17 protein-coding genes are annotated in these 21,071 nt (G+C 72.9%); 6 read left to right on the top strand and 11 right to left on the bottom strand.

All coding sequences use genetic code 11. From position 1 onward, the window contains the following. The first annotated feature begins 57 nt into the window (after positions 1 to 57). The gene (locus OG553_RS06460) at positions 58 to 1,185 is read left to right on the top strand and encodes a hypothetical protein (protein WP_405978054.1); all 1,128 of its coding nucleotides are present in this window, start codon (positions 58 to 60) and stop codon (positions 1,183 to 1,185) included. Here OG553_RS06460 and OG553_RS06455 read toward each other — a convergent pair. The 4 genes from OG553_RS06455 to OG553_RS06440 are packed head-to-tail and all read right to left on the bottom strand — an operon-like array spanning position 1,159 to position 5,229. After that, a complete protein-coding gene (locus OG553_RS06455; RefSeq protein ID WP_405978053.1) occupies positions 1,159 to 2,223 on the bottom strand; it encodes a hypothetical protein in 1,065 nt (354 codons plus the stop codon). The genes OG553_RS06460 and OG553_RS06455 overlap by 27 nt on opposite strands. Further along, complete coding sequence (locus tag OG553_RS06450) at positions 2,220 to 3,137, bottom strand: N-acetylneuraminate synthase family protein (RefSeq protein ID WP_405978052.1); 918 nt, start codon at positions 3,135 to 3,137, stop codon at positions 2,220 to 2,222. The genes OG553_RS06455 and OG553_RS06450 overlap by 4 nt, the downstream gene beginning before the upstream one ends. 6 nt (positions 3,138 to 3,143) lie before the next feature. Next, the gene (locus OG553_RS06445) at positions 3,144 to 3,914 is read right to left on the bottom strand and encodes a cytidylyltransferase domain-containing protein (protein ID WP_405978051.1); all 771 of its coding nucleotides are present in this window, start codon (positions 3,912 to 3,914) and stop codon (positions 3,144 to 3,146) included. A gap of 37 nt (positions 3,915 to 3,951) precedes the next feature. Beyond that, positions 3,952 to 5,229 carry a DUF6716 putative glycosyltransferase gene (locus tag OG553_RS06440; RefSeq protein ID WP_405978050.1) on the bottom strand — a complete coding sequence of 426 codons (1,278 nt, stop codon included), beginning with the start codon at positions 5,227 to 5,229 and terminating at the stop codon, positions 3,952 to 3,954. 277 nt (positions 5,230 to 5,506) lie between these two features. Here OG553_RS06440 and OG553_RS06435 point away from each other — a divergent pair, with 277 nt between their 5' ends. Together OG553_RS06435 and OG553_RS06430 are read left to right on the top strand one after the other, a co-directional pair. Continuing rightward, positions 5,507 to 6,481: a glycosyltransferase family 2 protein gene (locus tag OG553_RS06435; RefSeq protein ID WP_405978049.1), complete on the top strand. Its 975-nt coding sequence runs from the start codon at positions 5,507 to 5,509 to the stop codon at positions 6,479 to 6,481. Next, entirely contained in the window at positions 6,478 to 8,217 is a 1,740-nt protein-coding gene (locus tag OG553_RS06430; protein ID WP_405978048.1) for a polysialyltransferase family glycosyltransferase, read from the top strand. Before OG553_RS06435 ends, OG553_RS06430 begins: the two co-directional genes overlap by 4 nt. A 65-nt stretch (positions 8,218 to 8,282) precedes the next feature. Here OG553_RS06430 and OG553_RS06425 read toward each other — a convergent pair whose 3' ends face one another. The 5 genes from OG553_RS06425 to OG553_RS06405 form a co-directional block, all read right to left on the bottom strand. Beyond that, complete coding sequence (locus OG553_RS06425; protein WP_405978047.1) at positions 8,283 to 10,412, bottom strand: 3-hydroxyacyl-CoA dehydrogenase NAD-binding domain-containing protein; 2,130 nt, start codon at positions 10,410 to 10,412, stop codon at positions 8,283 to 8,285. Then, entirely contained in the window at positions 10,409 to 11,635 is a 1,227-nt protein-coding gene (locus OG553_RS06420; protein WP_125814944.1) for an acetyl-CoA C-acyltransferase, read from the bottom strand. The genes OG553_RS06425 and OG553_RS06420 overlap by 4 nt, the downstream gene beginning before the upstream one ends. A 212-nt stretch (positions 11,636 to 11,847) precedes the next feature. Further along, positions 11,848 to 13,134 carry an HRDC domain-containing protein gene (locus OG553_RS06415; RefSeq protein WP_405978046.1) on the bottom strand — a complete coding sequence of 429 codons (1,287 nt, stop codon included), beginning with the start codon at positions 13,132 to 13,134 and terminating at the stop codon, positions 11,848 to 11,850. A gap of 139 nt (positions 13,135 to 13,273) precedes the next feature. Beyond that, entirely contained in the window at positions 13,274 to 13,936 is a 663-nt protein-coding gene (locus tag OG553_RS06410; RefSeq protein ID WP_007267191.1) for a response regulator transcription factor, read from the bottom strand. A gap of 298 nt (positions 13,937 to 14,234) precedes the next feature. Then, positions 14,235 to 14,891 (bottom strand): DUF3000 domain-containing protein, encoded by a 657-nt coding sequence (locus tag OG553_RS06405; protein WP_405978045.1) that lies wholly within the window; start codon positions 14,889 to 14,891, stop codon positions 14,235 to 14,237. 91 nt (positions 14,892 to 14,982) lie between these two features. Between OG553_RS06405 and hemE the strand changes: the two genes are divergently transcribed. Continuing rightward, positions 14,983 to 16,047, top strand: a complete 1,065-nt coding sequence (hemE, locus tag OG553_RS06400) for a uroporphyrinogen decarboxylase (RefSeq protein ID WP_405978044.1) — start codon at positions 14,983 to 14,985, stop codon at positions 16,045 to 16,047. 135 nt (positions 16,048 to 16,182) lie between these two features. Here the strand turns inward: hemE and OG553_RS06395 are convergent, their stop codons facing one another. Further along, complete coding sequence (locus OG553_RS06395) at positions 16,183 to 17,565, bottom strand: FAD-dependent oxidoreductase (protein WP_405978043.1); 1,383 nt, start codon at positions 17,563 to 17,565, stop codon at positions 16,183 to 16,185. Between the two features lie 63 nt (positions 17,566 to 17,628). Next, positions 17,629 to 18,633 carry a DUF4349 domain-containing protein gene (locus tag OG553_RS06390; protein ID WP_405978042.1) on the bottom strand — a complete coding sequence of 335 codons (1,005 nt, stop codon included), beginning with the start codon at positions 18,631 to 18,633 and terminating at the stop codon, positions 17,629 to 17,631. A gap of 139 nt (positions 18,634 to 18,772) precedes the next feature. On the opposite strand from OG553_RS06390, the gene hemG reads away from it, so the two are divergent. Both hemG and hemQ read left to right on the top strand, forming a co-directional pair. After that, on the top strand, positions 18,773 to 20,251 hold the full coding sequence (gene hemG, locus OG553_RS06385; RefSeq protein WP_405978041.1) for a protoporphyrinogen oxidase: 1,479 nt from the start codon (positions 18,773 to 18,775) through the stop codon (positions 20,249 to 20,251). 23 nt (positions 20,252 to 20,274) lie between these two features. Next, positions 20,275 to 20,988, top strand: coding sequence for a hydrogen peroxide-dependent heme synthase (gene hemQ, locus OG553_RS06380; protein WP_405978040.1), 714 nt, complete (start codon positions 20,275 to 20,277; stop codon positions 20,986 to 20,988). Positions 20,989 to 21,071 lie beyond the last annotated feature (83 nt).

The raw sequence follows: 21,071 nt of genomic DNA, 5'->3' as shown, positions 1-21,071 counted from the left end.
GCCCCGGGGTATCCTGCATCTGTTCGAACGACGAAGCGGAAGGGTTGCTGCGGTTCCATGGCGACGCGATCGAGGCGCGGTTCGGACAGGTCCCCCGAGCAGCCCTCCGGCGCCGCCGGCTCCCTCGCACGCGACCGGAACACCACGGCCCTGGGCCCCCTGACCGGCCGTTGGCTCCTCGCCGGCAAGGACGGCCGGCTCACCGCCTACGCGCGCGCCGGGAACGGCCTGCTCCGCTGGACCGAGAACGCCCCCGGCGGCCCCGGCTGGAGCGGCCCCGACCTCCTGCCCGCCGACGGGCTGACCGACCTCACGGTGGGCCAGGGCCCGGACGGGTACGCCCACTTCGCGGGCCGCCGCCGCACCGGGACCGGGGACGGAGCGGCCGTCACCTACCACCACGCGGTGCAGTACCAGAGCGGCCGCCCCCTGGGCCCCTGGGAATCCCTCGGCACCCTCTACCAGCGGCCCGGCGCGACGCACCGCGGCGGCCCGCCCGCCCTGGCGGTGGACGCCCAGGGCGCGCCCCACCTCTTCGTCCGCAACGCCGGCCGCGGGGTCCACGTCAGGCGTCAGGACGGCAAGGGCGACTGGCGGGACTGGGAGGACCTGCACGGCAGCAAGGCCTTCGAGGGCATCACCGCCGACTCCACCGGCGACGGCCGGATCTGGCTGGCGGCGCCCGGCGAGAAGGGGCTCTCCCGCTGGACCCAGCACACGCACGGCGGCCCCGTGGAGCGGGCCGAGGACGTCCCGTACCCCGCCCAGGACGGCTCGGTGCGCACGCTGGAGACCTCCCCGGGCCGCGTCACCCACTTCTGGCACGCCGCCGACGGCAGCGGGGTGTTCGCCTGCCGGGAGGGCGCCGGGGTGATGGCCCTGGGCGGCGGACCGGCGGCCGGCGCAGTCGCGGCCGTCCGCGCCCTGGTCGACGGCTACGACTGCACGGTACTGGCCCACCGGGGCGTGAACGGGCGCACCGCCCTGGCGGCGTACCCCACGGAGTACGAGGCGGCGGGGCTCTGGTGGACAGAGATCGGGGAGGAGGGCGTGGGCTCCCCGGCGCTGGCCGTCGACGCCCGGGGCCTGGTCGTCATCGCCTGCGTCGGGACCCGCGGCGAGCTCCTGGTCAGTCGGCAGAAGGACAACTCCGGCCTGTCACTGGGCCGCTGGCAGCGCCTCTGACGGCTGGGGGCGCCGCCGCCCCTGCGGCGGGATCCGCGTCAGGTTGTGCCGGTCCACCGCCAGCGCCGATATCCGGCGCAGGAAGTCCACCGACCGCTCGGCGGTGTCCGGGGTGATCCAGGCGTCGTCGATGTCGCACAGCTCCACCCGCACGGCCGAGCCGGCCAGCACGATCGGCAGGGTGTAGGCGATGGTCGAGGCGAAGGTCAGCAGGGACTGCCCGATGGGCTCGGTCAGCGCGGTCAGTTCGAGGGGCAGCTCGGGCTGGACGATCTCCATGCCGGTGAGCCCGGCGATCCGCTCCAGCTTGGGCCCGCTCTCCCTGCGGTGCGCGAAGTAGCGTCCGGCCGCCCGGTGGCGGGCGATCCAGCCGACCGCGTCGATGTACCGGTCCTCGTCGACGACCCCGGTCTCCACCAGCGAGCTGCCCGCCAGATCGGCCCCGGGCCGCACCCGCACCGGACCGAACGCGGCCCGGCTCCAGGCGTAGTCGTTGGGCCGCACCTCGGTGCCGGGCGGTGCGACGACCGGCATGCAGGTGAAGAAGACGGCGCGCTCCAGCTCCTGGCGGGCCAGCCAGCGGTTGACCGGGCCGCCCTTTCCGGAGGGCTTGAGCTCGCCCTGGTGCCAGCGGGTCAGCTGCCCGCCGTGGGTCAGCAGGCTGACCAGCTCGGTGGTGGCGGTGCCGTCGTCCACGACGACCACCTCGCGGGCCTTGGAGCGGGGCAGCAGCAGCTGGATCGTACGGGAGAACAGGTCGCCGATGACCAGGCGCCGGGCGGCCGCGACCGCGCGGCCGAGGCGGACCAGCTCCCCGGCCCGCCCCAGGTAGCCCGCGCGGACCTCGTAGCGCCGCCAGACCACCTTGGACTGGGAGGCGAACCGGCACAGCCGGCGGACCTGGGCGCGCGAACGCGGGTCCACCGGCTGGAGCACGGCGATGGTGAGGGACGCTGCCTCGCCCGGGTGGACGTACGCCCACTCCAGCACGTTCAGTAGTTGAGCCGGGCTCTCCACCAGGGCGAGGGTGTCGCTCATGCCGAGGCCGTCACGCCCTCGGCGGCGAGGGTGCCCTGGACGCGGCGGAGCTTCTTCATCGGGCCGAGCTCGGAGTCGTAGACGCGCTTGACGCCGTCGCCGAGGGCGGTCTCGATGGTGCGGATGTCACGGACCAGGCGGGCGAGGCCGCCGGGTTCGACGGAGGCGGCCTGGTCGGAGCCCCACATGGCGCGGTCGAGGGTGATGTGCCGCTCCACCGCGCACGCGCCGAGGGCGACGGCGGCGACGGTGGTCTGCAGGCCCGTCTCGTGGCCGGAGTAGCCGATCGGGACGTTGGGGTACTCGTCCTGGAGCGTGTTGATGACGCGCAGGTTGAGCTCCTCGGCCTTCGCCGGGTAGGTCGAGGTGGCGTGCAGCAGGACGACGTTCGCGCTGCCCAGCACCTCCACCGCGTGCCGGATCTGCTGCGGGGTGGACATCCCGGTGGACAGGATGACGGTCTTGCCGGTGGCGCGCAGGGCGAGCAGCAGCTCGTCGTCGGTCAGGGAGGCGGAGGCCACCTTGTGGGCGGGGACGCCGAACTTCTCCAGGAAGGTCACGGCCTCGGTGTCCCACGGGGAGGCGAACCAGTCGATGCCCCGCATCAAGCAGTGCTCGCCGATGGCCCGGTACTCGTCCTCGCCGAACTCCACGCGGTGGCGGTAGTCGATGTACGTCATCCGGCCCCAGGGGGTGTCCCGTTCGATGTCCCACTGGTCGCGGGGGGTGCATATCTCGGGGGTGCGCTTCTGGAACTTGACGGCGTCACAGCCCGCGTCGGCGGCCGCGTCGACGAGCGCGAGCGCGTTGGCGAGCTCACCGTTGTGGTTGATCCCGATCTCGCCGATCACATAGGTGGGCCGGCCGGGGCCGACCTCCTTGTTCCCGATCCGGCGGATTCGGCTGCTGTGCACCACTGTTCAGAGTTCCTTTCCGGGGTACTGCGAGGGGTCCGGCGACGACGGGGCCGCCGGGGTCTGCTGGGGGTCGGGGAGGGAGTCGAGGAGGGGGGCCAGGGCCCGGGCCCGGTCGAGGTCGCCGGGCTCGTCGATCTCGATGGCCCGCTCGGGGGCGGTGGGGACCAGCTGGGTCCGGCCGAAGAAGCGGTGGCCGTGCTCGCGGAAGCCGTCGGCGCGCATGGCGTAGACGGCGCCCGACTCCAGGTACTCGGGGGTGCGGTCCTGGCGGCGCAGGCGTACGGAGCTGTCGTGGTTGACCCCGTGCGCGTGGTGGCGGGCCTGCGCCCCGGCGGGCCCGGTGCCCCAGAGGAAGCCGTGGAAGGGCACGGCGGTGAAGGCCGAGTCGGCGCCGCCCCGGACCACGGCCAGCACGGTCTCCTCGACCTCCTCCGGGGTGGTGAAGGGGCTGGTGCACTGGACGAAGACGAGCACGTCCACGGGCTCGCGGTGACGTTCCTCCAGCACGTCCAGCGCGTGCAGCAGCGCGGACTCGCTGGACGCCCGTTCGGAGCCCAGCTCCGCCGGCCGGTCGACGACCTCCGCGCCGGCCGCGCGCGCGGCCCGGGCGATCTCCCCGTCGTCGGTGGAGACCACGACCCGGGTCACGTGGGCGGCGCCCCGGCAGGCGAGGACGGCGCGGGCGACCAGCGGGACCCCGCCGACCTCGGCGGTGTTTTTCCCGGGGATGCCCTTGGAGCCGCCCCGGGCGGGTATGACGGCGGTGACGTTCACGAGGCTTCCCCCTGGGGTGCGGGTACGGCGGGGGCGGTCATACGCCGCCCCACTGCTGGATCTTCGGGGCCACGCGCTGCACCCCGAACTGGTAGGCGACCTTGAGCACGCGGCGGGAGGTGCGCCGCATGGGGCCGCTCGGGCGGCGGGCGGCGGCGGCCGCGCCGGGGGAGCCGTCCGGGTTCAGGCCCCGGCGGCGCAGCAGCGTGCTCACGTATTCGGGGGCGCTGTCGGCCGTGTAGTACGGGGATATCGGCGGCAACGGGGCGCCGCGCAACTGCTCGATCCGGTGGCGGAGTTCCCCGTACGGATTCACCGCGCGGATTCCCTGGTCGGCCGTCCAGGATTCGTCCGCGAGCGGGGCGTCGCCCTCGTCTATCGCGGTCCAGTCGGTGACGCAGCCGGAACCGGTGAAGTAGTGGTTCCCGTGGACCTCCCGGACTCCGAGATCGCTGAGGATCGCGGTCGGCATTCCCCGGTGCATCGATTCCAGGGCGGCCGTGGAACTGACCGTCACCAGCAGGTCGGTGCGGTCGAGGGTGTCCGACATGTTTCCGTAGACGAAATGCAGATTGGGCGGCAGCGGCTCTTCCAGCTGTTCCGCCAGCACCTGGTAGTGGAACGCCTCCACGTGGGTGGTCGCCTCACCGGGCTTGCTGCGCAGTTTGACCAGCACGTCGCGCCCCGGGCGCAGCCGCGCGTGGGATATCGCGCGGCGCAGCATGTAAAGGCGTCCGTTCCGGTCGGCGGGCACCGACGGCTGGACGGCGAAGCACACGGTATAGGGGTGGGCGGCGTACGTGCGGTTCGCGTCGTAAGGCCTCTGGTCGAGGAACGGGAGCGCCGTCTGGACTATGCAGGAAACGGGAATCCCGAGGGGCTCGTACACCTCGGTGAAACGGCGCCGGTCGAAGGGGCTGTTGGCGAGGACGATGTCGGCGCCGGCCCGCAGCAGCAGCCCGTCGGCCATCTTCTCGTAGACGACGCCCACGTATCCCGTCATCAGGACCGGCCGCCGCGGCGCCCCGGCGAACCGGTGGGCGAGCGCGTGCAGGGCCGCGTGGGTGGCGCCGCCGACCGTGCCCAGGATGATCAGATCCGCTCCGTCGAGTTCCGGCGCCGCCGCGAAACCGGCGAGCGTGGCCTCGGTGATCGAGGCGGGGGTGATGCCGACCTCCGCCAGCTGGCGGGCCGTCGGGGTGCTGCGGCCGCGCAGCATGTGGGCGTGCACCTCGCTGCCCGGTGCCAGGCCCACCGCCAGCCCCGCGCCCCATTTCCAGCGGGTGTCGGAGTCTGCGAGCACGTGGATGCGCACTTGGTGATTCCCGGGTCGGTCGGCGGAGCCCAACTGCCGTCGGCGTGCCCGCGGCCGGCGCGGGCGAGGGGCTTGGGACTGCCGCCGGGCCCCATGGACCCTACATGCTCACCTGAGCCTTATGTGTCACGAAAAGGCTTCGACGGCCCAGGGAGTTGTACGTCACACCCTGAGGTTCCGGGGGCCTCTCCGGGCGCTTCTATCATGATGTCCGGTCCGTCCGCGGGGCCCGGGCGGACGTGTGTGGGCAATGGGGAGAAGGTGAGTGCTTCCGGTGGTGACCCTTTCGGTAATCGTCGCGATGTGTGACGTCCGGGAGTTCTGTCGGACGGCGCTCAAGTCCCTGGCGCTCAATGCCCGGGAGGATTTCGAGTTCATCGTCGTGGACGACTGCTCCACCGACGGCACGTCAGAGATCCTGCGGGAGATGGTCCCGGGGATTCCCGGCGCCGTGCTGATCCGCAACGAGCGCAACATGGGGATATCGGCCACCCGCAACACGGGCCTCGCCGCCGCCCGCGGCCGTTTCTTCACCTTCCTCGACGGCGACGACTGGTACGCCCCCGGATATCTCGCGCAACTGGTCGGCTGGATGAGCGAGTCGGGTGTGGATTTCCTGCGCACCGGCCACGTCCGCGTGTACGGGAGAAAGCGGAAGATCGTCATGGCGCCGCTCGCGCCGCGGGCCCTTCCGCTGGACCCCGCCGACTACATAGGACCCGTCGACGCCTCCACCTTCATGGACTACCCGCAGTCCTGGGCCGGCATCTACGACCGGGAGCGGCTGCGGCGGGCCGACGCGCTGTTCTTCGACGAGAGCCTGCGCACCGCCGAGGACCGCCCCTGGTTCTACAAGCTGCACCTGCGGATGCGCTCCTTCGGAGTGGTCGACCTGCACGGCGTCTTCTACCGCCGCGACGTGTCCACTTCCCTCACCAAGGTCCCCGACGAACGGCAGCTGGACTTCCTCCCCGCCTTCCGGATGATTTTCGACGAGCTCTCCCACCACCCGCGCGGATATGAACTGTCGTTCAAGGCCATGCGAACCCTGTGCGCGCTCATCGTCATTCACCTGGGCCGCGAGGAGCAGTACGAGGAACTCACCCGGGACCTGCTGCGCGAACGCGGCGCGCAGATCCTCTTCGACCTCCCCCAGGACGTCCTCGAAGGAACCCTGGCGGGAATGGACTCCGCACGCGTGACCAAGCTCAGGGAACTCATGTCGCAGCACCAGGGCGCCGCCGCCCGATGACCCGGATATTCGCCGCCTCCACCCTCTACGGCGCCATGACGGTGGCCGCCGCCATCGACGCCGGGCAGTTCGGCCGGGACGACCGCGAGCGGATCCTGCTCGTCTGCAACAACGTCGACATCCCGGAAGTCGCCACCCCGCTGCACCGCATGCCCGGCGCCGCCGCCGTCCTGGAGCGCTTCCACCGGGTCGTCTACTGGAACGACCTCATCTACCCCTTCCACCCGGCGGTGTGGGCCCCGCGCGACGAGGACGCCCCGCTCTGGCGCACCGTCATGGGGGAGAAGATGGCCGTCCGGCCCGGCCCCCTGGAACTCGTCGTCGAGTCGATCCAGGTCAAGCCCGCCCAGACGCTCTGCAAGATCTTCTCCGACGCCACCCTCGCCGTGTACGCCGACGGGGTCATGAGCTACGGCCCCACCCGCAACGACCTGCCCCGCCCGATCCACGGCCGGATCGGCCAGGTCCTCTACCTCGACCTCATCCCCGCCCTGCTGCCCATGCTCCTCACCGAGCACGGCATCCCCTCCCGGCCCGTGCACACCGGGGCCGTCCGCACACTGATGGCGGAGCTCACCGAGGAGTGCCGCCCCGTCCTCGACCGGGTGATCCCGCGGCAGCTCGCCGCGGAGGGCCCGGGGACCGCACTCCTCCTCGGCCAGTACCTCTCCCCCCTCGGCATCCTCACCGAGGAGGAGGAAGAGGACCTGCACCGGCGCATGTTCGAGCAGGCCGTACGGCTCGGCCACACCGCCGTCGTCTTCAAACCGCACCCCAGCGCCCCCTCCAGCCTCTCCGACGCCCTCGCCGGCGCGGCCCGCGAGGCCGGGGTCCCCTTCCTCGTCCTGGACGTCCCCGTCCTCGCCGAGACCGTCTTCGAGTACCTGAGCCCCGGCCGGGTGATCGGCTGCTTTTCCACCGGCCTGTTCACCGCCCGCGCCCTCTACGGGATCCCCGTCGCCCAGATCGGCGCGCTGGAGGTGGTCCGGCGCATGCGGCCGTACGCCAACAGCAACCGCATCCCCGCCACCCTCACCCACGCCCTGGTCCCCGACCTGGAGGACCCGGCGGCCGCCCCGGCGGACCGGATCCTCGACGCCGAACACGTCCGGACCGAGGTCACCCCGTACGTCCAGGCCGTCGGCTACTGCATGCAGCCCAAGAGGTTCGGCTTCCTGCGCCCGGTCGCCGAGGCGTACATCGCCGCGGCCGTCGAGCGGTGGGAGGAGCGCCCCGAGCTGTCCATGCACTTCAACGAGCGCACCCGCACCCGCCTGGAACTGCCCGGCCCGCGCACCTGGAAGTGGCGGCGCGGCCTGGGCTGGACCCTGCGCAGCACCGGGGAGCCCCGCGAGCCGGACGAGGCGCCCGTCACCGACGTCTCGATGAGCGGGTTCGCCTCGCTCGTCGAGGCCAAGGACGACCAGGGCGTCCTGGAGGTCGGCGCGCGGCTCCTGGCCGAACAGGAGAACCTCGACCTGCTCCTCGGCATGGCCCTGGCCCACGTCCGCCGCAAGGAGACCGACCGGGCCAGGCAGCTGATCGAGCGGGCCGCCGAGATCTCCGCCGACAGCGGGCGCGCCATGGTGTGGCTGCGGATCGCGGAGACGGCCGCCAGGCTGGGCAGGCGCGGCGACGACCTGCGCCTGCGGGCGGGGCAGCGGGCGCTCGGCATCAACCCGCAGTCGCCGGCCGCCCGGCGCCTGGTCAGGACCGGACGCCTCGGCCGCCGGTAGGGCGTACGCGCAAGGGCCCGTCCGCACCAGGTGCGGACGGGCCCTTCCGGTCACTGCCCGTGGTGTTACGCCGGGACGCTGGCGACACCCGGGGCGAGGAACTTCTTGCCGTTCACCCGCTCCGAGATGCCCTCACGGTCCAGGTACGGGGTGATGCCGCCCAGGTGGAAGGGCCAGCCCGCACCGGTGATGAGGCAGAGGTCGATGTCCTGGGCCTCGGCCACGACACCCTCCTCCAGCATCAGGCCGATCTCCTGCGCCACCGCGTCCAGGACGCGGTCGCGGACCTGCTCCTCGGTCAGGACGGAGTCGCCCTGCACCAGGAGGGCGGCGACCTCGGGGTCCAGCTCCGGCTTGCCGGAATCGTAGACGTAGAAGCCGCGCTTGCCCGCCTCGACGACCCGCTTGAGGTTCGGGGAAACGGTGAAGCGCTCCGGGAAGGAACGGTTCAGCGTCTCGGAGACGTGCAGGCCGATCGCCGGGCCGACGAGCTCCAGCAGCACCAGCGGGGACATCGGCAGGCCGAGCGGCTCGATGGCCTTCTCCGCCGTCACGACCGGGGTGCCCTCGTCGATGACGTTCTGGATCTCGCCCATGAAGCGGGTCAGGATGCGGTTCACGACGAACGCCGGGGCGTCCTTCGTCAGGACCGCGGTCTTCTTCAGCTTCTTGGCGACACCGAAAGCGGTGGCCAGCGAGGCGTCGTCCGTCTGCTCACCGCGGACGATCTCCAGCAGCGGGAGGATCGCGACCGGGTTGAAGAAGTGGAAGCCGACCACGCGCTCCGGGTGCTGGAGCTTGGAGGCCATCTCCGACACCGACAGCGAGGAGGTGTTGGTGGCGAGGACCGCGTGCGCCGGGGCGACCGCCTCGACCTCCGCGAACACCTTCTGCTTGACGGACATCTCCTCGAACACGGCCTCGATGATGAAGTCCGCGTCCGCGAAGCCCTCGGCCTTGTCCAGGACGCCGGTCACCAGGGCGGTCAGGCGGTTGGCCTTGTCCTGGTTGATGCGGCCCTTGCCGAGCAGCTTCTGGATCTCGGCGTGGACGTAGCCCACGCCCTTGTCCACGCGCTCCTGGTCGATGTCGGTGAGGACCACCGGCACCTCCAGGCGGCGCAGGAACAGCAGCGCCAGCTGCGAGGCCATCAGGCCCGCGCCGACGACGCCGACCTTGGTGACCGGACGGGCCAGGGACTTGTCCGGGGCACCGGCCGGGCGCTTGCCGCGCTTCTGCACCAGGTTGAAGGCGTAGATGCCCGAGCGCAGCTCGCCGCCCATGATGAGGTCGGCCAGGGCCTTGTCCTCGGCGTCGAAGCCGGCCTGCAGGTCGCCGTCCTTGGCCGCGGCGATGATCTCCAGGGCGCGGTAGGCGGCCGGAGCGGCGCCGTGCACCTTGGAGTCCGCGATGGAGCGGCCCTTGGCGACGGCCGCGTCCCAGGCCTCGCCGCGGTCGACCTCGGCGCGTACGACCTCGGTCTCGCCCTTGAGGACGCGCGCGGTCCACAGGAGCGACTGCTCCAGGAAGTCCGCGCCCTCGAAGATCGCGTCGGCGATGCCGAGCTCGAAGACCTGCTTGCCCTTGAGCTGGCGGTTCTGGTTCAGCGAGTTCTCGATGATGACCGAGACCGCGCGCTCCGCGCCGATCAGGTTCGGGAGGATGGCGCAGCCGCCCCAGCCCGGAACCAGGCCGAGGAAGACCTCGGGCAGCGAGAAGGCCGGGATGGCCTTCGAGACGGTGCGGTACGAGCAGTGCAGGCCGACCTCGACACCGCCGCCCATCGCCGCGCCGTTGTAGTACGCGAAGGTGGGGACGGCCAGCGCGGAGAGGCGCTTGAAGACGTCGTGGCCGCCCTTGCCGATGGCGAGCGCCTCGTCGTGCTTCTTCAGCAGCTCGACGCCCTTGAGGTCGGCGCCGACCGCGAAGATGAACGGCTTGCCGGTGATGCCCGCGCCGACGATGGAGCCGGCCGCGGCCTCCTGCTCGACCTGGTCGATCGCCGCGTTCAGGTTGGCGAGGGACTGCGGGCCGAAGGTGGTCGGCTTGGTGTGGTCGAAGCCGTTGTCCAGCGTGATGAGCGCGAAGCGCCCGGCGCCGAACGGCAGGTCCAGGTGGCGGACGTGCGCGGACGTGACGACCTCGTCCGGGAACAGCTCGGCCGCGCCCTTCAGGAGCTCAGCGGTGGTGCTCACTTGGAGTCTCCCTCGGCGTTGAAGTTCGGGTTCTCCCAGATGACCGTGGCGCCCATGCCGAAGCCGACGCACATGGTGGTCAGGCCGTAGCGGACGTGCGGCTGCTCCTCGAACTGGCGGGCCAGCTGCGTCATCAGGCGGACGCCGGAGGAGGCCAGCGGGTGACCGAAGGCGATGGCGCCGCCGTACTGGTTCACGCGGGCGTCGTCGTCGGCGATGCCGTAGTGCTCCAGGAACGCCAGGACCTGGACCGCGAAGGCCTCGTTGATCTCGAAGAGACCGATGTCGTCGATCGTCAGGCCGGCCTGGGCCAGGGCCTTCTCGGTCGCCGGGATCGGGCCGTAGCCCATGACCTCGGGCTCGACACCCGCGAAGGAGTACGAGACCAGGCGCATCTTGACCGGGAGGTTGTTCTCGCGGGCGAAGTCCTCGGACGCGATGATCGCGGCGGTGGCACCGTCGTTGAGACCGGCGGCGTTGCCCGCGGTGACCCGGCCGTGCGTACGGAACGGGGTCTTCAGGCCGGCCAGGTTCTCCAGCGTGGTGCCCGGGCGCATCGGCTCGTCGGTGGTGACCAGGCCCCAGCCCGTCTCGCCCGCGGCCTCGTTGGTGTTGCGGACCGAGATCGGGACCAGGTCCTGCTGGATCTTGCCGTCGGCGTACGCCTTGGCGGCCTTCTCCTGCGAGCGCACGGCGTACTCGTCGGCGCGGAGCTTGGTGATCGTCGGGTACCGGTCGTGCAGGTTCTCGGCGGTCATGCCCATGAACAGGGCGGACTCGTCGACCAGCTTCTCGGAGACGAAGCGCGGGTTCGGGTCGACGCCCTCGCCCATGGGGTGGCGGCCCATGTGCTCGACACCGCCCGCGAGGGCGACGTCGTACGCACCGAAGGCCACACCGCCCGCGACGGCGGTCACGGCGGTCAGCGCGCCGGCGCACATGCGGTCGATGGAGTAGCCCGGGACGGACTGCGGGAGGCCCGCGAGGATGCCGGCCGTGCGGCCCAGCGTCAGGCCCTGGTCGCCGATCTGCGTGGTCGCGGCGATGGCGACCTCGTCGATCTTCTTGGGGTCCAGGTCCGGGTTGCGGCGCAGCAGCTCCCGGATCGCCTTCACGACGAGGTCGTCGGCGCGGGTCTCGTGGTAGATGCCCTTCGGGCCCGCCTTGCCGAACGGGGTGCGGACGCCGTCGACGAAGACGACGTCCCTGACGGTACGAGGCACGTTGGCTCTCCTCCAGGTACGGGATGGCGCTGCTGCGCGGGGGCGGCCCGGCCGGTATGGCTGAGCGCCCGCTCACCCGGCCCATGCTACTTGCGGGTAACCAATGTGCACACCCCCTCCCCGAGGAGCGGCGAAGGTCACACTCCCGCGAGGCGCGCGCGGACAGCGCGAAAGCCCCCGGCCGGGGGCCGGGGGCTTTCGTCGGGTCGGGCTCAGGCGGTCGCGGCCAGGGCCGTGACCAGCGCCGGGGTCACCTGCTCGATCTGCCAGGGGCGGGCGCCGTGACCGGCCAGGGCCTGCGCCACGGTGTCCGCGTCGAGCCGCTTCGGGGGCTCCCAGCACAGCCGGCGCACGGTGTCCGGGGTGATCAGGTTCTCCTGCGGCAGGTTCAGCCGCTCGGCCAGCACGGAGACGGCCGTACGGGCCGCCGCCAGCCGGGCCGCGGCGGCCGGGTCCTTGTCCGCCCAGGAACGCGGCGGGGGCGGGCCGGACGGGGAGGCGCCGGGCTGCGGCAGCTCGTTCTCGGGCAGGGCCTTCGCCCGGTCCACGGCCGCCATCCACTGGTCCAGCTGGCGCCGGCCCATCCGCTGCCCGTACCCGGGCAGGGAGGACAGGGCGTGCACGTTCACGGGGAGGGCGAGGGCCGCCTCCACGATCGCGGCGTCGCCCAGCACCTTGCCGGGGGATACGTCCCGGCGCTGCGCGATCCGGTCGCGGGACTCCCACAGCTCCCGGACGACCGCCATCTGCCGGCGGCGGCGGACCTTGTGCATGCCGGAGGTGCGGCGCCAGGGGTCCTTGCGGGGCGGGGCGGGCGGGGCCGAGGCGATGGCGTCGAACTCCTGGCGGGCCCACTCCAGCTTGCCCTGCCGGTCCAGTTCCTTCTCCAGCGCGTCCCGCAGGTCCACCAGCAGCTCCACGTCGAGGGCGGCGTAGCGCAGCCAGGGCTCGGGGAGCGGGCGGGTGGACCAGTCGACGGCGGAGTGCCCCTTCTCCAGGGCGTAGCCGAGCACGCTCTCGACCATCGCCCCGAGTCCGACCCGGGGGAAGCCCGCCAGGCGGCCGGCCAGCTCGGTGTCGAAGAGCGAGGTGGGCACCATGCCTATTTCACGCAGGCACGGCAGGTCCTGGGTGGCGGCGTGCAGGATCCATTCGGTCCCGGAGAGCGCCTCGCCCAGCGCGGACAGGTCCGGGCAGCCGACCGGGTCGATCAGCGCGGAGCCCGCGCCCTCGCGGCGCAGCTGTACGAGGTAGGCGCGCTGGCCGTACCGGTAGCCGGAGGCGCGCTCGGCGTCGACGGCCACGGGCCCGGTGCCGGCGGCGAAGGCCGCCACGACCCGGGCGAGGGCGTCGGCGTCGGCGACGACCGGCGGAATGCCCTCACGGGGCTCCAGCAAGGGGGTCGGCGTCGGCTGCCCATCGGACGGAACCTCGGCGTCCGGGGGGCCGCCCCCGGTGGTGGTGCGCAGGTGTGCTGCGGTCTCTTGGGCGTCGGTCACCGGTAAAGGGTATCCGTGTATGTGACGCGCCCGTCGCCGGAACGTTCCGTCGACGGGCGCGAGGGGGAGAACGGCGGCCGGTTCCCGGGGTCTCCCGGCGGCCAGGGGGTGTCCCCTCGCCCGGGAGCCTCGGGACGGATCAGTGGATGATCCCCGTCCGCAGTGCGACGGCGACCATCCCGGCCCGGTCGCCGGTGCCCAGCTTGCGGGCGATCCGGGCGAGGTGGGACTTGACGGTCAGGGCGGACAGGCCCATCGAGACGCCGATGGCCTTGTTGGACTGGCCCTCCGCGACGAGGCGCAGGACCTCGACCTCGCGGCCGGAGAGCTCTCGGTAGCCGCCCGGGTGGCTCGGGGCACCCGGGGGGCGGCGGTGCATACGGGCGGCGGCAGCGCCGATGGGGGCGGCGCCGGGCCGGGTGGGGAGCCCGATGTTGGTCCGCGTACCGGTGACGACGTAGCCCTTCACCCCGCCCGCGAGGGCGTTGCGCACGGCACCGATGTCATCGGCGGCGGACAGGGCCAGGCCGTTCGGCCAGCCCGCGGCGCGGGTCTCGGAGAGCAGGGTGAGACCGGAGCCGTCGGGCAGGTGTACGTCGGCCACGCAGATGTCGCGCGGGCTGCCGACGCGGGGGCGGGCCTCCGCGATGGACGACGCCTCGATCACGTCACGGACTCCGAGGGCCCACAGATGGCGGGTCACGGTGGAACGGACGCGCGGGTCGGCCACGACGACCATGGCCGTCGGCTTGTTCGGGCGGTAGGCGACCAGGCTTGCGGGCTGCTCGAGAAGAACGGACACCTAGGCCTCCTGGGGGAGTGGCGGGACGGCCGGCTCGGGGAAGAGAAGCCGGTTCGCACCGTGCGGATGGTCACTGACTCCTTCGGCACGTCACCCACCCGGCTTTAGGGAATGATCACGATTTGGTGAGTAACAATTCGGGCAATTCGGACGCACGATCGATCAAGGGATGATCAGAAGGCCGCCCGGCACGCGCCGTTCTGACGCACCGTTATGACAACGACCGGTCGTCACGGGTGCGCACGGGGGTGGACGGAGGCGGCCGGTGGGGGCCGTACGGCCCCCACCGGCCACCCGGCTACGGGTGGTGCGGACCGCGCCGCTGTGGCAGGGACACCACGCCCGTGGCGTTGTCCGTCGGCCCCACCGGCGGCAGCCCCGCGATCTGGCACAGCAGCTCGCACCAGGCCGCCAGGTGCGCGTTCGTGTCCGGCACCCCGCCCACCCCCTCGCGCGGCGTCCACGAGGCCCTGATCTCGATCTGCGTCGCCGGACGCCGCTCCGCGAGCCCGCCGAAGTAGTGCGAGGCCGCCATCGTGACGGTGCCGCTCGCCTCCCCGTACGCCAGCCCGCGCGCCTGCAGCGCACCCGTCAGCCAGGACCAGCACACCTCCGCCAGCAGCGGATCCGCCGCCATCTCCGGCTCCAGCTCCGCCCGTACCAGCGTCACCAGCCGGAAGGTGCCCTGCCAGGCGTCGTGCCCGGCCGGATCGTGCAGCAGGATCAGCCGGCCGTCCGCCAGGTCGTCCTCCCCGTCCACGACAGCCGCCTCCAGCGCGTAGGCGTACGGCGCCAGCCGCTGGGGCGGTTTCACCGGCTCGATCTCGATCCCGGCCCGCAGCCGCGCCTTGCGCAAACCGTCGACCGCCCGCCGGAACGGGAGCGGGACCGAACTCTCCTTCGCGCTGTCCGTACCCTCGGCGCCATCTGAAAATCGTCCCTGAGCCGCAGCCATGCCGGGAAGACTAGGCGGAACGAGCGCCCGTACGGCGCAGGGACACCCGCGCCGGGCCGGGCACTTCTTCATACGTGCGAAGATTCGGGTCGTGAGCGCCAACGACCGCCCCCAGGGCCCGCCGAGCCAGACGTACGATTCCGCCTTCCTGAAGGCGTGCCGGCGGGAGCCGGTACCCCACACGCCGGTGTGGTTCATGAGGCAGGCCGGCCGCTCACTCCCCGAGTACCGCAAGGTGCGCGAGGGCACGGCCATGCTGGAGTCCTGCATGCGCCCCGACCTGGTCACCGAGATCACCATGCAGCCCGTGCGGCGGCACCACGTGGACGCGGCGATCTTCTTCTCCGACATCGTGGTCCCCCTCAAGGCCATCGGCGTCGACCTCGACATCAAGCCGGGCATCGGCCCGGTCGTCGCCCAGCCGATCCGCCGCCGCGAGGACCTCGCACAGCTGCGCGACCTCACCCCGGAGGACGTCACGTACGTCACCGAGGCGATCGGCATGCTCACGGGTGAACTGGGCTCCACGCCGTTGATCGGCTTCGCCGGCGCGCCCTTCACCCTCGCGAGCTACCTCGTCGAGGGCGGCCCGTCGAAGAACCACGAGCACACCAAGGCCCTCATGTACGGGGACCCGGAGCTGTGGGCCGACCTGCTCGACCGCCTCGCCGAGATCACCTCCGCCTTCCTGAAGGTCCAGATCGAGGCCGGCGCCTCCGCGGTCCAGCTGTTCGACTCCTGGGTCGGCGCCCTGGCCCCGGCGGACTACCGCCGCTCGGTCATGCCGGCCTCCGCGAAGGTCCTGGAGTCCGTCGCCTCCTGCGGCGTCCCGCGCATCCACTTCGGCGTGGGCACGGGCGAGCTGCTCGGCCTGATGGGCGAGGCCGGCGCGGACGTCATGGGCGTCGACTACCGGGTCTCCCTGGACGAGGCCGTCCGCCGCGTCGGCCCCGGCAAGGCGCTCCAGGGCAACCTGGACCCGGCCGTCCTCTTCTCCACCCCGGAGGCCGTCGAGGCCAAGACGGACGAGGTCCTGGCCGCCGCGGCCGGCCTGGAGGGCCACGTCTTCAACCTCGGCCACGGCGTCCTGCCGACCACCGACCCGGACGCGCTGACCCGCCTGGTGGACTACGTCCACACCCGGACGCAGCGCTAGCCGTCGGGGGCGGGGCGGGGGGTGGTGCCTGCGGCGCTGCTCCCCGCCCCGCCCTTTCTCCGTTTCCCGGGGCTCCGCCCCGGACCCCGGTCCTCAAACGCCGGACGGGCTATGGACAGCCCCGCCGCAGCGGCCCTACACCCCCGCGGAGCGCACGGCGGTCACGGCCTTGCGGGCCGCGACCAGCACCGGATCCCATACGGGAGAGAACGGCGGGGCGTAGCCCAGGTCCAGCGAGACCACCTGTTCCACCGTCATCCCCGCCGTCAGGGCGACCGCCGCGACGTCCACCCGCTTCGCGGCACCGGCGCCGCCGACGATCTGCACCCCGAGCAGCCGGCCCGTGCGCCGCTCCGCCAGCATCTTGACCGTCATCTCCCGCGCCCCCGGGTAGTAGCCGGCCGTGTTCGTCGAGCGGACGGCGGCCGTCACGTACCGCAGGCCCGCCTCCCGGGCGTCCTTCTCGCGCAGCCCCGTACGGGCGATCTCCAGGTCGCAGACCTTGCTGACCGCCGTCCCGACGACACCCGGGAAGGTGGCGTAGCCGCCGCCCGCGTTCGAGCCGATCACCTGGCCGTGCTTGTTGGCGTGCGTGCCCAGCGGGATGTGCCGCGTCCGGCCCGCCACCAGGTCCAGGACCTCCACGCAGTCACCGCCGGCCCAGATGTCCTCGTGGCCCCGGACCCGCATCGACAGGTCCGTCAGCAGGCCCCCCGACTCGCCGAGCGGCAGCCCGGCGGCCCGGGCGAGTGCCGTACGGGGCTCCACGCCGATGCCGAGCACGACCACGTCCGCCGGGTACTCGCGCCCGTCCGCGGTGGCCACCGCGCGGGCCCGGCCCTCCTCGTCGGTGAGGATCTTCGCCACGTCCGCGTCGGCGACCGTCACGATGCCCATGGCGTTCATCGCGGTGTGCACCAGGCCGCCCATGTCCGGGTCCAGGGTGGACATGGGCTGCGGGCCCCGGTGCAGGACGGTGACCTCGAAGCCCCTGTTCACCAGGGCCTCGGCCATCTCCACGCCGATGTAGCCCGCGCCGGCCACCACCGCCCGGCGGCCCCGCGTACGCTCCAGGTCGTCCATCAGGCGCTGGCCGTCGTCCAGGGACTGGACCCCGTGCACCCCGTGCGCGCCGATCCCCGGCAGCTTCGGCCGGACCGGGCGGGCGCCGGTCGCCAGGACCAGCTTGTCGTAGCCCGTCCAGGACTCGGCGCCGCTCTCCAGGTCCCGGGAGCGCACCCGGCGCCCCGCCACGTCGAGCTCCACGACCTCCGTGCGCGTGCGCAGGTCGATGCCCCGGGCGCGGTGCTCCTCGGGGGTGCGGGCGATCAGCTCGTCCCGCCCGCCGACCTGCCCGCCCACCCAGTACGGGATCCCGCACGCGGAGTACGAGGTGAAGTGCCCGCGCTCGAACGCGACGATCTCCAGCTCCGCCGGGCCCTTCAGCCGCCGGGCCTGCGACGCGGCGGACATCCCCGCCGCGTCGCCGCCGACCACCACCAGTCGTTCCACCGCCATCGTCCGCCCCGCCTCCGTGCCGCTGCCTGCGCCTACGGGGACACGCTACGGGCGGACCCGCCGTCAGTCCTGGAGATCCGCTCCAGGGGCGTCGGACCGCCCGGGCGCGACGGCGGTCCCGGGCGCGGGCGCCTGCCGGGGCACCAGGGTGCGGGCCGGGCCCGTCTTCGGCTTCGCCGGGCGGAACCTGCGGTACGCCTTGAACCCGAGGACCAGCAGGGCGGCGGCGATCCCGAACGGCAGCACCGCCGAGACCGCGAGGGCCAGGTAGCGCACCAGCGTGACGAACACGCCCCAGCCGGCGCCCAGGGCGTCGCCCAGCCCCGGGGCCCCGTCCTTCTCCGGTTCCGCCGCGGCCGGCGGCGGCTCCGAGACCGACACCGTGATCGTGCCCATCGCCGTCTGGTCCTTCAGCGCGTTCTGCTGTGCCAGCAGCGACTCCAGGTCCGACTGGCGCCGGCTCAGCTCGCCCTCCAGCATCACCACGTCGCTCAGCGCGGAGGCCTTCTCCATCATCTCCCGCACCCGGGCCACGCTGGCCTGCTGCGACTTCACCCGGCTGTCGACGTCGGCGACCTTCTGGGTCACGTCCTGCGCCTCGACCTTCCGGTTCAGCAGCTTCCCGCCGCCCTCCAGCGCGCCGATCACCGAGTCGAACCGCTCGCCGGGCACCCGCAGCGTCAGCGTCGACGTCATCCGGCCGTCCCGGCCGCGCTCCGTGGACTCGTTGCCGACGTAGCCTCCCGCGCCCTCCGCCGCCGTACGGGCCGCGGCGAGGGCCTTCTGCGGTTCGGCCGTCTCGATGCCCAGCGTCCCCGTACGGATGACGTGCGGGCGCAGCGGCGCCTGCGACCCGGCCTTGGCGTCCGGCGCCGCCGCCGGGGGTGCGGCCGCCTCGGCGCCCGGCTTGCCCTGCGCGGCCCCACCCTCCCGGGGCCCGGCGACCGCCGCCCGGTCCGAGGAGGACCTCGCGCTGTCGTCGGCCGAGCAGCCCGTGAGCACGAGGGCCCCCGTGAGCGAGAGGCCGGCCAGCGCCGCGGCGCCGCGGTGTCTGTGGAGCGTGTGCATCGTCAGTACCCCCGGGGGATCGGCTGATGTCCCCGTTTCGACGCCCGACGGCCCCCGCCGGGTTTCGCCCCCCAGGTCCCGACCCGGTCCCGATGCGGTCACGTTCAGGCCTCACCGACCGGTCTGAGACCATGTGTTCATGCACGAAGCGGACACACGTACGGACCGGCCGGGCACCCCGCGGCACGTCGTCGTCATCGGCGGCGGCATCTCCGGCCTCGCGGCCGCCCACCGGCTGCTCGCCGACGGGGTCCGCGTCACCCTGCTGGAGGCCGGGCACCGCCTCGGCGGCAAGCTGTACGCCGGAGAGCTCGCGGGCGCCCCCGTCGACCTCGGTGCCGAATCCGTGCTCGCCCGCCGCCCCGAGGCCCTGGAGCTGGCCCGGGCCGTCGGCCTCGGCGACGCCCTCCAGCCCCCGGCGACCGCCACCGCCCGGCTGTGGACCCGCGGCGCGCTGCGCGACATGCCCAAGGGGCACGTCATGGGCGTCCCCGGCGACACCGCCCCGCTCGCCGCCTCCGGCGTCCTGTCCGCCGAGGGCCTCGCCCGCATCGCCGCCGACACCAGGCTCCCGCCCACCGAGGTCGGCGAGGACGTCGCCGTCGGCGAGTACGTCGCCGCCCGCATGGGCCGCGAGGTCGTCGACCGGCTGGTCGAGCCGCTGCTCGGCGGGGTCTACGCGGGCGACGCCTACCGCATCTCGATGCGCGCCGCCGTCCCCGCCCTCTACCAGGCCGTACGCAGGCACCCCACGCTCACCGAGAGCGTCCGCTCCCTCCAGAGCGGCGCCGCCGCCCGCGCGGCCGCCGAACGCACCACCGTCACCGGCGCGGCCGCCACCGGCGCCTTCTTCGCCGGGATCGCCGGCGGCATCGGCCGGCTCCCGCTCGCCGTCGCCGACGCCTGCCGGGCCGCCGGGGCGCGGATCCTCACCGGCACCCCCGTGCGCGGGATCGCCCGTACGCCGGGCGGCTGGCGGATCACCGCCGACGGCGAGGTCCTCGACGCCGACGCCGTGGTCCTCGCCACCCCCGCCGGACCCGCCGCCGACCTCCTCGACGGCCTCGCCCCGGCGGCCGCGGCCGGGCTGCGCGAGGTCGAGTACGCCTCCATGGCCCTGGTCACCATGGCCTTCCGGCGCTCCGACCTGCCCGCCGCCATCGCCGACGGCGGCGCCAGCGGGTTCCTCGTACCGCCCGTGGACGGCCGCACGATCAAGGCGTCCACCTTCTCCAGCAACAAGTGGTCCTGGGCCGGCGCCGACCCCGAGCTCTTCCTGCTGCGCACCTCCATCGGCCGCCACGGCGACGAGGGCGACCTCAAGCGGGAGGACTCCGAACTGGTCGACGTCTCCCTCGGCGACCTCGGCGAGGCCGTCGGGCTGGCCGCCCGGCCGGTGGCCGCCACCGTCACCCGCTGGGACGGCGGACTGCCCCAGTACCCCGTCGGCCACCTCGCCCGGGTCGAGCGGATCCGGGCCGCCGTGGCCGCGCTGCCCGGCCTCGCGGTCTGCGGAGCCCTCTACGAGGGGGTCGGCATCCCGGCCTGCGTCGCGAGCGCCGGGAAGGCGGCCGACGCGGTGATCTCCGCTTTGGCCACCCCTGGGACAGACCACTGATCAGCACACGGGACAATGGACACATGACTGCACCAGAGAAGATTCCCAACGCGGGGAAGAAGGCGAAGGACCTCAACGAGGTCATCCGCTACACCCTGTGGTCCGTCTTCAAGCTGAAGGACGTCCTGCCTGAGGACCGTACCGGCTTCGCCGACGAGGTCCAGGAGCTGTTCGACCAGCTGGCCGCCAAGGACATCACGGTCCGCGGCACCTACGACGTCTCCGGCCTGCGCGCCGACGCGGACATCATGATCTGGTGGCACGCCGAGACCGCCGACGAGCTGCAGACCGCCTACAACCTGTTCCGCCGCACCAAGCTGGGCCGCGCCCTGGAGCCGGTGTGGTCGAACATGGCCCTGCACCGCCCGGCCGAGTTCAACAAGTCGCACATCCCGGCCTTCCTGGCCGACGAGGTCGCCCGCGAATACGTCAGCGTCTACCCCTTCGTGCGCAGCTACGACTGGTACCTGCTGCCCGACGAGGACCGCCGCCGCATGCTCGCCGACCACGGCAAGATGGCCCGCGGCTACCCCGACGTCCGCGCCAACACCGTCGCCTCCTTCTCGCTGGGCGACTACGAGTGGCTGCTGGCCTTCGAGGCCGACGAGCTCTACCGCATCGTCGACCTCATGCGCCACCTGCGCGCCTCCGAGGCCCGCATGCACGTGCGCGAGGAGGTGCCCTTCTACACCGGGCGCCGCAAGTCCGTCGCCGATCTGGTCGCCGGGCTCGCCTGATACCTCCCCTGGGGGGAAGGACCGGAGGAACACCCGTGACACAAGGGTGCCTCCGGGGATCGGGAGGCCCTGCCCCCGAAACG

This window comes from Streptomyces sp. NBC_00158 (genome assembly GCF_045160885.1).
In the GTDB taxonomy this organism is placed as follows: domain Bacteria; phylum Actinomycetota; class Actinomycetes; order Streptomycetales; family Streptomycetaceae; genus Streptomyces.
Note: the sequence above shows the minus strand (reverse complement) of the source record. Positions and strands in the feature narration are given on the sequence as shown.